The organism is Methylibium rhizosphaerae (assembly GCF_006386545.1).
GTDB classification, from domain to species: domain Bacteria; phylum Pseudomonadota; class Gammaproteobacteria; order Burkholderiales; family Burkholderiaceae_C; genus Pseudorivibacter; species Pseudorivibacter rhizosphaerae.
Genome location: NZ_SWAR01000006.1, coordinates 1 through 11,278, shown reverse-complemented (window position 1 = coordinate 11,278; position 11,278 = coordinate 1). Strand labels below are relative to the sequence as shown.

Annotated in this window: 10 protein-coding genes and 1 pseudogene; 8 read left to right on the top strand and 3 right to left on the bottom strand. The window is 70.4% G+C overall.

What is annotated here, in order from left to right:
* The first annotated feature begins 176 nt into the window (after window positions 1–176).
* On the top strand, window positions 177–944 hold the full coding sequence (locus E8D38_RS06580) for a DeoR/GlpR family DNA-binding transcription regulator (protein WP_140627099.1): 768 nt from the start codon (window positions 177–179) through the stop codon (window positions 942–944).
* Between the two features lie 39 nt (window positions 945–983).
* Entirely contained in the window at window positions 984–2,501 is a 1,518-nt protein-coding gene (gene glpK, locus E8D38_RS06575) for a glycerol kinase GlpK (protein WP_140627097.1), read from the top strand.
* A gap of 22 nt (window positions 2,502–2,523) precedes the next feature.
* Here the strand turns inward: glpK and E8D38_RS06570 are convergent, their stop codons facing one another.
* Window positions 2,524–6,078: a hypothetical protein gene (locus E8D38_RS06570; protein ID WP_140627095.1), complete on the bottom strand. Its 3,555-nt coding sequence runs from the start codon at window positions 6,076–6,078 to the stop codon at window positions 2,524–2,526.
* A gap of 178 nt (window positions 6,079–6,256) precedes the next feature.
* Between E8D38_RS06570 and E8D38_RS06565 the strand changes: the two genes are divergently transcribed.
* From E8D38_RS06565 to E8D38_RS06545, 5 genes are read left to right on the top strand one after another with little or no spacing between them, the layout of a single operon-like run.
* Window positions 6,257–6,649 carry a VOC family protein gene (locus E8D38_RS06565; protein ID WP_246099380.1) on the top strand — a complete coding sequence of 131 codons (393 nt, stop codon included), beginning with the start codon at window positions 6,257–6,259 and terminating at the stop codon, window positions 6,647–6,649.
* A gap of 1 nt (window position 6,650) precedes the next feature.
* Complete coding sequence (locus E8D38_RS06560) at window positions 6,651–7,202, top strand: VOC family protein (protein WP_342779515.1); 552 nt, start codon at window positions 6,651–6,653, stop codon at window positions 7,200–7,202.
* Window positions 7,203–7,214: 12 nt separating this feature from the next.
* Window positions 7,215–7,961, top strand: a complete 747-nt coding sequence (locus E8D38_RS06555; RefSeq protein ID WP_140627093.1) for a helix-turn-helix transcriptional regulator — start codon at window positions 7,215–7,217, stop codon at window positions 7,959–7,961.
* Between the two features lie 27 nt (window positions 7,962–7,988).
* Window positions 7,989–8,873: an EamA family transporter gene (locus tag E8D38_RS06550; RefSeq protein WP_140627091.1), complete on the top strand. Its 885-nt coding sequence runs from the start codon at window positions 7,989–7,991 to the stop codon at window positions 8,871–8,873.
* On the top strand, window positions 8,870–9,532 hold the full coding sequence (locus tag E8D38_RS06545) for a glutathione S-transferase family protein (RefSeq protein WP_140627089.1): 663 nt from the start codon (window positions 8,870–8,872) through the stop codon (window positions 9,530–9,532). Before E8D38_RS06550 ends, E8D38_RS06545 begins: the two co-directional genes overlap by 4 nt.
* A 42-nt stretch (window positions 9,533–9,574) precedes the next feature.
* Here E8D38_RS06545 and gstA read toward each other — a convergent pair whose 3' ends face one another.
* The gene (gstA, locus tag E8D38_RS06540; RefSeq protein ID WP_140627087.1) at window positions 9,575–10,189 is read right to left on the bottom strand and encodes a glutathione transferase GstA; all 615 of its coding nucleotides are present in this window, start codon (window positions 10,187–10,189) and stop codon (window positions 9,575–9,577) included.
* An 82-nt stretch (window positions 10,190–10,271) separates the two neighbouring features.
* Between gstA and E8D38_RS06535 the strand changes: the two genes are divergently transcribed.
* Window positions 10,272–11,159 (top strand): LysR family transcriptional regulator, encoded by an 888-nt coding sequence (locus E8D38_RS06535; protein WP_140627084.1) that lies wholly within the window; start codon window positions 10,272–10,274, stop codon window positions 11,157–11,159.
* Here the strand turns inward: E8D38_RS06535 and E8D38_RS06530 are convergent.
* Window positions 11,156–11,278, bottom strand: a pseudogene (locus E8D38_RS06530) (IS630 family transposase); the annotation flags it as partial. The gene E8D38_RS06535 and the pseudogene E8D38_RS06530 overlap by 4 nt on opposite strands.

Below are 11,278 nucleotides of genomic sequence, written 5' to 3'. Positions count from 1 at the left end.
GCACTGAAGAGGCCGGCGGAACAGCGGCGCAGAGCTCGCTTGGAAGCACCGATCCGCGTTCTTCTTTTTTCGTTTTACGCGAATGCGGCGCGAATCGTATCAGCGTTTTCCCGCGATTGTTTTCGTTTCGGTTCGTTTTAGGCTCGCGTCCCAGCTCGAACCGGTAAGCTCGCTCCATGACTCCAAACCCCCGCCAGTCCCAGTTGCTGGACGAAGTGCGCGCACGCGGCAGCGTCAGCGTGGAGGCGCTGGCGGAGCAGTTCGGCGTGACGCTGCAGACGGTGCGGCGCGACGTGCAGCGGCTTTCGGAAGCGGGCCTGCTGTCGCGCTTCCACGGCGGCGTGCGCGTGCCGAGCTCGACCACCGAGAACATCGCCTACCGCCAGCGCCAGGCCCTGCAGGCCGACGGCAAGTCGCGCATCGCGCGCGCCATCGCCGCCCGGGTGCCGGAGGGCTGCTCGCTCATCCTCAACATCGGCACCACCATCGAAGCGGTGGCCCACGAGCTGCTGCGGCACCGCGGGCTGCGCGTCATCACCAACAACCTCAACGTCGCGGCCATCCTGTCGGACAACCCGGACTGCGAGGTCATCGTGGCCGGCGGCGTGGTGCGCGCGCGCGACCGCGGCATCGTGGGCGAGGCCACGGTCGATTTCATCCGCCAGTTCAAGGTGGACATCGGCCTCATCGGCATCTCGGGCATCGAGGCCGACGGCACGCTGCGCGACTACGACTACCGCGAGGTGAAGGTGGCCCGTGCCATCGTCGAGCATTCGCGCGAGGTGTGGCTGGCGGCCGACCACAGCAAGTTCAACCGCCCGGCGATGGTGGAGCTGGCCCGGCTCGACCAGGTCGACATGCTGTTCACCGACGCCCCGCCGCCCGAGCCCTTCCCGGCCCTGCTGGCCGACGCAGGGGTCGAGGTGGTGACCGGTGACCAGTGATCTGTGACTGGTGAATTCAACCGTCACCCGGAGAGAGAAATGACCTACCTGCTCGCCTTGGACCAAGGCACCTCCAGTTCACGCAGCATCGTGTTCGACCGCGACGGCCACATCGTGGCGATGGCACAACGCGAATTCCGCCAGATCTACCCGCAGCCCGGCTGGGTGGAGCACGACGCGAAGGAGATCTGGGACTCGCAGCTCGCCACGGCCCGCGAGGTGCTGCAGCAGATCGGCAGCGAGAAGGCCGCCGCCATCGCAGCGCTGGGCATCACCAACCAGCGCGAAACCACCGTGGTGTGGAACCGCAGGACCGGCGAGCCCATCCACAACGCCATCGTCTGGCAGGACCGGCGCGCCGAGCCCACCTGCGCCGAACTGCGCGAGCGCGGCCTGGGCCCGCTGGTGCAGGAGAAGACCGGCCTCATCATCGACGCCTACTTCTCGGGCACCAAGCTCAAGTGGATCCTCGACCACGTGCCCGGCTCGCGTGAGCAGGCGCGCCGCGGCGAGCTGGCCTTCGGCACGGTGGACGCGTGGCTGGTGTGGCACCTCACCGGCGGCAAGGTCCACGCCACCGACGTGAGCAACGCCTCGCGCACCATGCTCTTCAACGTGCGCCGCAACGAGTGGGACGCCGAGCTGCTGGCCGCGCTCGACATCCCGCCCGAACTGCTGCCCCAGGTCCACCCGTCGAGCCACCACTTCGCCGATACCGATGCCGGCGTGCTCGGCCGCAGCATGCCCATAGGCGGCATCGCGGGCGACCAGCAGAGTGCGCTCTTCGGCCAGGCCTGCTTCAAGCCCGGCTTCGCGAAGAACACCTACGGCACCGGCTGCTTCATGCTCATGCACACCGGCAATGCCTTCCAGATCAGCGCCAACGGCCTGGTGACCACCAGCGCCGCACAGCCCACGCGCACGCCCGAGTTCGCCCTGGAAGGCAGCGTCTTCATCGGCGGCGCCGTCGTGCAGTGGCTGCGCGACGGCCTGCGCGCCATCAAGGGCTCCAGCGAAGTGCAGAGCCTTGCCGAAAGCGTGCCCGACGCCGGCGGCGTGATGTTCGTGCCGGCCTTCACCGGCCTGGGCGCGCCTTACTGGAAGCCCAACGCCACCGGCGCGATCGTGGGCCTGACGCGCGGCAGCACGGCGGCCCACATCGCCCGCGCGGCGCTGGAAAGCATCGCCTTCCAGAGCGCTGCGCTGCTGCAGGCCATGAGCCGCGACGTGTCGGCCTCTCGTGCGGCGAGCACGCCGGCCGGCGGCTCGCAGGTCACCGAGCTGCGGGTCGACGGCGGCGCCTGCGTCAACAACCTGCTGATGCAGTTCCAGGCCGACCTGCTCGGCATCCCGGTGGTGCGCCCGCAGGTCATCGAGACCACCGCGCTGGGCGCCGCCTACCTGGCCGGCCTTTCATGCGGCGTCTACCGGAACCTGGACGAGCTGGCCGCGCAATGGAAGGTGGAACGCCGCTTCCTGCCCACCATGCCGCGCGAGCGCGCCGCGGAGCTGATGGGCCGCTGGGAACATGCGGTGAGGCAGGCGACGCTGGAGTAGCGCGAAGACGTCTCGACGCCGCTCAGGCGTCCACCCCTTGCCGCGGCGGCGGTGCCGGATTGCGCGACGGGAACTCGGCAATCTGCAGCTGCGCGTCCGCCCCCTGCGTGTAGCCCTCCCGCAGGAAGAAGTTGACGCCGTTGGTGGCAGAGGACTTGCCGCGCTCGAAGAGGTTCATCGTCGAGCGGCGCCAGGTGGACGGCTCGTTGAACAGCTGGTCGCGGTCGGCCTTCACCGCCTGGCTCATCGCGTCGTTGCCGGTTGCCCGGGCCACGTCGCCGAGCATGTAGAGCGTCTCGAAGTGGCCCGATGCCTGCGGCATCATCGTGTCGTGGATGTTGTAGAGCGCGAAGTTGCTGCTCTGCAGGGCCTGGGCCTGCTCGAGGAAGCGGTCGAGGTCCCGGTGGGCCAGTTCGCGCCCTTGGGTCTGCTTCTGTTCCTCGGTCCAGCCGGTCAGCGTTTCGAGGTAGCGGTGGACCCACTGTTCGCGGTTGCGCTCCACCTCGGCCACCAGCGGCTGCGGCGAGTTGTAGAAGCGGTCGTGGTCGGCGTCGATGGTGCCGACGAAGTCGAGCACCGTGACCGAGACCTTCTCGTAGTCCTGGCCGAACTCGCGCGTGCCGGACAGGTTCAGCGGCAGCTTCACGCCGGCGACCTGAGCGACCTCGCGAGGTGGCTCACCCGGCGCGGCATCGGGCGGTTGCGGGTGGTTGCGCGGATCGCCCACGTTGGCCGAGAGACCGGCCGACGCGCGGAACTTGTGATGCGCAGCGGACACCTGCTCGTTGAGCACGCGCACGCTGCCCGAATGGTCGGCGTACACCTGCTGCTGCCGCTCGGTGGACAGCTGCACCGAGGCGTTGGGGCCGAAGGTGGCGTTGCGCTGGCCCTTGCGGGGGTCGCCCACGTTGAGGCCCACCGAGGCGGACGCCTCCAGCGCCAGGCTGCCGGTGTCCTGGCTCATGTCCGAGATGATGAGCTTCTCGTTGCGCGCCAGGAGCGCCGACACGGCGTCGTTGAACGGCTGGCCGCGCTCGTCGCGCAGGGTTTCCCACCGGCCGAGGTCGCGCACCACGTTCTTCATGTTCTCGATCATCTCGGGCAGGCGACCGGCCTCGCGGCGGATGCGCAGGGTGGCGCCTTCCATGTGCGTGTCGCTGTACCCGCCCTTCAACCCGCCGGAAACGCGCAGTCCCAGCAGGTCGTCCGCGAGCTTGAAGGTCGGGCCGGCGTTGAGGCCGAGCTCGCCGCCCTTCTGGGTGATGGAGCCGGCCGTGATCTGCAGGCCCTGCATCGGATGAAAGATGTCGATGAAGGCTTCGCGCCGCACGAGCGCACCGGCCACCGGCGCCAGCAGCGGGTCGCCTGCCGCCGGCACCGACACCGGCAGGTTCGAAGGCCAGCCCAGCCCGACCACGCCGCCGCCGGAGGCGCGCAGCCGCGTGCGCAGGTCCCAGGTGTCGAGCTTGGCGCACAGGTCGTCGACGAAGCGCTGGCGGCCTTCTTCCGCCGGCGACAGCAGCTTCGTCGCTGCCGCAGCATGTGCGCTGGCGCTGGCCGCCAGCTCGGCGGTCTGCGCCTCTTGCCGCGTGGCCGGCTGAGGGCCCCGGGCCGAGATCGCCTGCAGCATGGAAGCCGACCGCTCGGCCATGGCCAGCAGCGGTTGCGCCGGCGGCATGTGCACCGGCGCGCCCTGCAGCGCTTCACGGGCATGGGCGCGGATCGTCGCCATTTCCGCGGCCGACGGCGTGTGGTTCGGGGGCAGGTCCGGATGGGCCTTCATGAAGGCGCCGAGCGCCTGGCCGATGGCCGCTTCGCGCGACGGCTCCTCGCGCCGTGCGAAGGCCTGGTCGATGAGCTGGGCGCCAGCCTGCTCCAGCGCCTGTGCAGCCGCGCCCAGGTGCTCGCGCACCTGCACCGAAGGCGTCCGCACACCCACCGAGGCGCCCACCGCGTCGAGCCGCTCCATCACGCCGGCACGCAGCGGCGTCTTCTTGCGCAGCGGGTTCAGCGCCGACAGGTCGAGCCCCTGCGGCCCGCCCGGCCGCCCTTGCTCGAGGTCCGCGGCCGGCGCGGTGCCCAGGCCCAGGGCCTGCTGCAGCCGGCTCGCCACGCCGAGTTCAGGCGCCTGGGCCCGGTCGACCCATTCGGTGACCATCTTGGTCAGCCGCTTGTTGACGCGGCCGTAGTGCGAGTCCGGCGCGTTGGAGACGAAGCCCATGCGCACCGCGCGCAGGGCCGAGAGGTCGCGCTGGCTCGTCACCGACTCGGTCCCTGACGCTGCGCTGGCCGCAGCCGCAGCCTTTGCACCTTCGAGCCACTGGCGCACCGGCTCGGAAGACTCCGTCTGCAGCGCCGCGTCCGCGCGCCAGAAAGCCCGCACGTCCACCGACTGCGGCGTCACCCCGGCCACCGTGCCGCCATCGCGCGACGCCAGCATCAGCACTTCGGTGCCACGGTGCACGCCGCTCATCGCACGGAACAGCGCCTTCACGTCGGCCTCGGCCTGCGAGGCGCCGGAGGCACTCGCTTCGTTCGCCGAAGGCGTCATCCACGCCAGCGTGGGCCTGTCCATGAGCGACTGCAGCGCGCCGGCGGCGCGCTCCGTGTCGCCTCCGGTCACATGGGCCAGCATGCGCGAGGTGGCCTCCACCATCGATGCGCGGGACATCGCCTCCTTCAGCGGCAGGTCGGGCAGCCGCTTGGCGAGCGCCTCGAGCTGCGTGCGCAAGGCCGGTACCTCGCCCATGGCGGCAAAGCCGGGCGGGTGCCTCTCCATCAGGGTCACCAGCCGGTGTTCGGCCGTCGTCAGCGCCTCGTCGTGATGCGCCTGGATCTGCTGCGCGCCGTCGGCCGCGGCCTGCACCGCCGGCCGCTGTCGACCGAGCTCCTCGAGCACGCCCTCGCGATGCGCCCCGCCCGGCGACAGGCGCTGGTCGATGCGGTCGAGTTCGCCCACTGCAAAGTCCAGCCGCACCCGGGTGGCGGTGTGCATTCGCGCCGCCGCCCCGAGGTTGCGCAGCTGCGAGGCCGACAGCACCGCATCGAGCTGCGTCGCGGCCGTGCGCAAGGCTTGCGCTGTCTGCGCATCCGGCGCCATGCCGTGCCGGCGCCTGGCGGCGTCCAGCCCGTTCTTGGCAGCATTCAGGCGCTTGCTGAAATCCGGGTCCACCGGCGCCTGCACCACCTCCGCGGCGCGGCTCGGATTGATCGGGTGCATGCCGCCCGGCGGCTGCGACGGGCCCAGCGGCACCACCGCGCCTCCCACCTCGCCGGTCAGGAAGCTCGGCATCGGTGCCGCGAACGGCGAGGGCATCAGGCCCGCCGGCGAGTGGGCGGCCATGCGGCGCCGCAACTGCGACGCCCCCGGCCGATCCATGTTGGAAGGCGCATCGGCCAACGCGCGACCGGACACCTTCACGACCTCCGCCACGTCGGGCTGGCTGCGCGGGCGCAGCGGGTGGCTGTCGCCCAGCAGTTTCGAGGCGGCCGGCTGCTCGGGGTGTTCGCGTGTGCGCTCGGTGCCGGGGATGACGAGGCTCGCGGCCAACGGCCTCGCATTGAGCCATTCAGGCATGGCGGGGTGCTCCTTGAGGGAGCCAAGTTAACGGGTGGCTTCGCAGCGCGCGGCGGTCGTGCGAAGCCTCCACGGCTTTGGCGAAGCACCCGTCGACCGCCCTCCTGCCAACACGCTGTCAGTAGCCCCCGCGCACCATGGCGGCTCTTCCAACCACCCAAGCTCAGAGGAACCCGCCATGACGACCCAGACCGCCATGCAGAACCACGCCATCAACTGGTTCGAGATCCCCGTCACCGACATCGACCGCGCCCAGGCCTTCTACGAGCGTGTGCTCGGCAAGCCGCTGCGCCGCGAGACCATGGACGGCGCACACCTGGCCGTGTTCCCGGCCGACAAGGACGCCGTGTCCGGCGCGCTGTTCGCCGGCAGTGCGGCCTACAAGCCCGCCGACGCCGGAACCGTGGTCTACCTGAATGCCGAGCCCTCGCTCGACGCGGTGCTGTCGCGCGTGGAAGCCGCCGGCGGCAGGGTCGCCACGCCGCGCACCGAGCTGCCCGACGGCATGGGCTGCTTCGCGCTGCTGACCGACCTCGACGGCAACCGCGTCGGCCTGCACGCGATGGCGTAGCATGGTCCAGCCGCTCGTCCTGTTGTTCCTGCTGTTCGTGCCGCAGATGCTGCGCCTGGCCTGCTCGCCCTTGGCATGGATGCGAACCACCGGCTTCGCGGCCGCGCCGCTGGCGCGTCTGCGGGCGGTGCCCTTCCCGTTGCGCCCGCTGGAAACTCCTGACATGAAGCTCGCCTACACCATCCTGTACGTGGCCGACGTGCCGGCCTCCATCGAGTTCTGCGAACGCGCCTTCGGGCTCGAGCGCGGCTTCGTGCACGAGAGCGGCGAATACGGCGAGCTGCTCACCGGCAGCACCCGGCTGGCATTCGCGCAGCACGGCATCGCGCGCGACAACCTCGGTCAGGACTACGTCGACGCGCAGCGATCGCCGCAGCCGCTCGGCATGGAGATCGGCCTGGTGACCGACGACGTGGAGGCGGCCTGGCGCCATGCATTGGCGTCCGGCGCCACCGCGCTGAAGGCGCCGCAGCGCAAGCCCTGGGGCCAGACGGTCGCCTACCTGCGCTGCCCCGACGGCCTGCTGGTCGAGCTCTGCACGGCCATGGACTGACCGAACCGACGCATGCGCCGTGCAGACCGCCTCTTCCAGCTCGTGCAGCTCGTGCGCAGCCGCCGGCTTTCCACGGCCGCGTGGCTGGCCGGGCGGCTCGAGATCTCCGAGCGCACGGTCTACCGCGACATTGCCGACCTGCAGCAGCAGGGCGTGCCCATCGAAGGCGAAGCCGGCGTGGGCTACCGCATGCGGGCCGGCTTCGACCTGCCGCCGCTGATGTTCACCCGCGACGAAGCCCAGGCCCTGGTGGCCGCGGTGCGCCTGGCGCAGTCGCGGCTCGACGTGGCGCTGGCGCAGCAGGCCGAGCTGGCGCTCGGCAAGATCCTCGCGGTGCTGCCGGCCGCCTCGCGCGCCGCGGCCGAAAGCCTTGCGGTGTATGCGCCGCCGGTCGGCCCGGACGACGCCACCCGCTGGCGCCTGCAGCAGCTGCGCGAGGCCACCGAATCGCGCCGCAAGGTGCGCTTGCAATACCTCGACCTGCAGGAGCGCAGCAGCGAGCGCACGGTGCGCCCGCTGGGCTGCTTCTACTGGAGCGCGGTGTGGACGCTCTCCACCTGGTGCGAGACCCGCCAGGCGTTCCGCAGCTTCCGCATCGACCGCATCCGCGAACTCACCGTGCTGGACGAACGCTTCCGCGACGAGCCCGGCAAGACGCTGGCCGACCTGTTCCGCGAGCACGAGGCGTCGCGCGCGGAATGGGAACGCCCGTCCGCCACCGAGGCACCCGCGGCCGCAAACCCCCGCCTCGCGGGCTGACATCCGGCGGCCCCTACACTGCCGCCCATGCCCGCTGCGCACCTGCTGCTGGCCCTGGCGGTGGTCTTCGTCTGGGGCACCAACTTCGTCGTCATCAAGCTGGGGCTGGCCGAGCTGCCGCCCTTCCTGTTCGCGACGCTGCGCTTCCTGCTGTCGGCCTTTCCCTTCGTGCTGTTCATCCGCCGCCCGGCGGTGCCCTGGCACAAGCTGGCCTTGTTCGGCGTGTTGCTGGGCGCGGGCCAGTTCGGGCTGCTGTTCTACGCCATGCGCGCCGACATATCGCCCGGCCTCGCATCGCTGGTGGTGCAGACGCAGGTGTTCTTCACCATCGGCCTGTCGATGCTGCTGCACCGCGAGCGGCCGCGCCTGGCGCAGGGCGTGGCGCTGGCGCTCGCCGTGGCCGGCATGGCGGTGATCGCCGCCCACCTGAGCGATGCCGTCACGCTGTGGGGCCTGGTGCTGGTGACGCTGGCCGCACTGCACTGGGCCGGCGCCAACCTGGTGGCCAAGTCGGCCGGCCGGATCGACATGCTCGGCTTCATGGTGTGGAGCAGCGTGTTCGCCGTGCCGCCGCTGGCCATGCTGAGCCTGGTGTTCGACGGCCCGGCTGCCATGGCCCAGGGCCTGGCGCATGCGGGCTGGGCGGCCTGGGCCGCAGTGCTCTGGCAGGCGCTGGGCAACACCCTGTTCGGCTATGGCGCCTGGAACTGGCTGCTGGCACGACATGCCGCGGCCACCGTCACGCCGATGGCGCTGCTGGTGCCGGTGTTCGGCATGGGCGCCTCGGCCTGGATGCTGGGCGAGCCGCTGCCCGGATGGAAACTCCTGGCCGCCGCCCTGGTGCTGGCCGGCCTGTCGCTCAACGTGCTGGCCAGCCGCTGGGCGCTCCCACTCTCGATGGCAAAGACATGACCGCACCCGACCACTCGAAGCTCAAGCTCCACTACTACCCCAGCAATGCCAGCATGGCGCCGCACATGCTGCTCGAGGAGATCGGCGAGCCGTTCGAGCTGGTGCTGGTGGACCGCACCAAGGGCGCACACAAGTCGCCCGAATACCTCAAGCTCAATCCGAACGGGCTGATCCCGGTGCTGCAGGACGGCGACCTGGTGCTCTACGAAGCCGCCGCCATCTGCCTGCACCTGGCCGACAGGTTTCCGCAGGCCCGCATGGCGCCGGCGCCGGGCACCGCCGAGCGCGCGCATTTCTACAAGTGGCTGATGTGGCTCACCAACACGCTGCAGGCCGCGCTCATCCTGTACTTCTATCCCGAGCGCTGGTCTGACGACGAGGCCGGCGCCCGCGCGGTGAAGGCCCATGCCGAAGCCAGGATCGGCGGCATGCTCGACCAGCTGGATGCCGAACTCGGCCGCCACGGCGGCCCCTGGTTCATGGGCGAGCACTACACCGCGCTCGACCCGTTCGCGCTCATGCTGTGCCGCTGGACCCGGGGCTTCGAGCGGCCGGCGCGCAGCCTCACGCAGCTGGGCCCCTACCTGCAGCGCCTGCTGAAGCGGCCGGCGATCAACCGAGCCTTCGAGGCCGAGCGCCTGCCGCTGCCCTGGATATGAGATGCCGGCACCCCGGCCGGCGAGTACGCCGGCGGCTGCGATTCAGGCCTTCAGCAGCCCCTCGGCCACCAGCACCTCACGCACTTTCGGCCGTGCGGCCACGCGCTGCAGGTAGGCACTGAGCGCCGGGTACCCCTTGAGGCCGATGCCCAGCAGGTGGCTCCAGTTCACGATCACGTAGCAGTACGCGTCGGCCGCGGTGAACTCTTCGCCGAGCAGGTAGCTGCGCGTGGCCAGACGCCGGTCGAGCTCGGCGAAGCGCGTGGCGAGCTTGTCCTTCACCGTCTTCACGGTGGAATCGGCCGTTTCCTTGTGCCACAGCCAGGGGCTGAATACCTTGTGCAGCTCGCTGCTCACGAAGGTGATCCATTGCTGCGCCTCGAAGCGCTCGCGGGTGCCCGCCTTGGGCATCAGCCGGCCTGAAGGGTCCTGGTCGGCCAGGTACTGGATCAGCGCGCTCACCTCGGTGTGGCGGCTGCCGTCGTCCAGCTCCAGCAGCGGCACGTAGCCGCGCGGGTTCACCGTGTAGTAGTCGCCGCCGTCTTCCAGCTTGTGGGTCATGAGGTCGACCTTGGCCAGCTCGAGCGGCAGGCCGGCCTCGCGGGCCACGATGTGCACGGCCTGCGAGCAGGCGTTGGGAGTGAAGTAGAGCTTCATGCGGTCCTCTTGCGTTCAGGTTCAGGGGGTGAATCGGTGAAGCAAGATTAGGATTGCGTCCGCGCAATGAAAATAGGCCGCCATGCAAGAGCCCAATGCATCAACGCAATACCGCCTGCAGGCAGCCGATCTTGAAGTGCTGCTGGCGCTCACCCGCACCGGCACCCTGGCCGAAGCGGCACGGCGCCTGGCGGTGGATGCGTCCACCGTGTTCCGCTCGGTGCAGCGCATCGAGCGCCAGCTGGGCACGCGGCTGTTCGAGCGATCGCGCAGCGGCTACCTGCCCTCCGAGCAGGCCCTGGCGATCGCCCAGCATGCCGAACGCATCGAGGCCGAGCTGGAGGCTGCACGCGCCGCTTCGCAGCGTCCGGGCGATGCGGTGGCCGGCCTGGTGCGCATCACCACCACCGACACGCTGGCGCACGGCCTGGTGGTCCCGCACCTGGGCAGCCTCAAGGCGCGGCACCCGCAGCTGCGGCTGGAGCTCAATGCGACCAACGAAGTGGTGAACCTCACCCGCCGCGACGCCGACATCGCGCTGCGCGCCACCCGGCGCCCGCCCGACCACCTGGTGGGCCGCCGCCTCGGTGTGCTGCGGGTGGCGGTGTACGGCCGTGCCGAATGCCTGCAGGGCCGCATCGGCCCGCTCGAGGACTACCCGTGGATCGCGCCGGACGAGGCGCTGCCCGAACACCCTTCGGTGCGCTGGCGCCGCAGGCAGCTGCCGCGGGTGGCGCCGATGCTGCTGGTCAACAGCATCTCGATGGTGGTGGACGCGGTGGCCGCCGGGTTGGGCATCGGCGTCGTGCCGGTGTTCCTGGCCGAGCGGCAGGCCGGCCTGCAGGCGCTCACCGAGCCGCTGGCCGACTGCGAAACCGAGATCTGGCTGCTCACGCACCCGGAGTCACGCCACCTGCGGCGCATTGCCACGGTGGCTTCGCACCTGGCGGAGCGCATCACGCTGCCCTAGTGTCCTGTCCCGCTGATAGCTGAGCAAAGTCGGTGCAGTTTTTCGAGAATCGAATCGGCAGTTGCAGTCCAGCGAAACGGCTCGCAGTTGCTGTTGTGGTGCGAGACGAAGTGATCGAT

Coding starts and splice junctions, on each gene's coding strand:
- E8D38_RS06545 (WP_140627089.1), top strand. CDS start 8,870: ATGACCGCACCCGACCACTCGAAGCTCAAGCTCCACTACTACCCCAGC.
- E8D38_RS06535 (WP_140627084.1), top strand. CDS start 10,272: ATGCAAGAGCCCAATGCATCAACGCAATACCGCCTGCAGGCAGCCGAT.
- E8D38_RS06560 (WP_342779515.1), top strand. CDS start 6,651: ATGGTCCAGCCGCTCGTCCTGTTGTTCCTGCTGTTCGTGCCGCAGATG.
- E8D38_RS06580 (WP_140627099.1), top strand. CDS start 177: ATGACTCCAAACCCCCGCCAGTCCCAGTTGCTGGACGAAGTGCGCGCA.
- E8D38_RS06565 (WP_246099380.1), top strand. CDS start 6,257: ATGACGACCCAGACCGCCATGCAGAACCACGCCATCAACTGGTTCGAG.
- E8D38_RS06570 (WP_140627095.1), bottom strand. CDS start 6,078: ATGCCTGAATGGCTCAATGCGAGGCCGTTGGCCGCGAGCCTCGTCATC.
- glpK (WP_140627097.1), top strand. CDS start 984: ATGACCTACCTGCTCGCCTTGGACCAAGGCACCTCCAGTTCACGCAGC.
- E8D38_RS06555 (WP_140627093.1), top strand. CDS start 7,215: ATGCGCCGTGCAGACCGCCTCTTCCAGCTCGTGCAGCTCGTGCGCAGC.
- gstA (WP_140627087.1), bottom strand. CDS start 10,189: ATGAAGCTCTACTTCACTCCCAACGCCTGCTCGCAGGCCGTGCACATC.
- E8D38_RS06550 (WP_140627091.1), top strand. CDS start 7,989: ATGCCCGCTGCGCACCTGCTGCTGGCCCTGGCGGTGGTCTTCGTCTGG.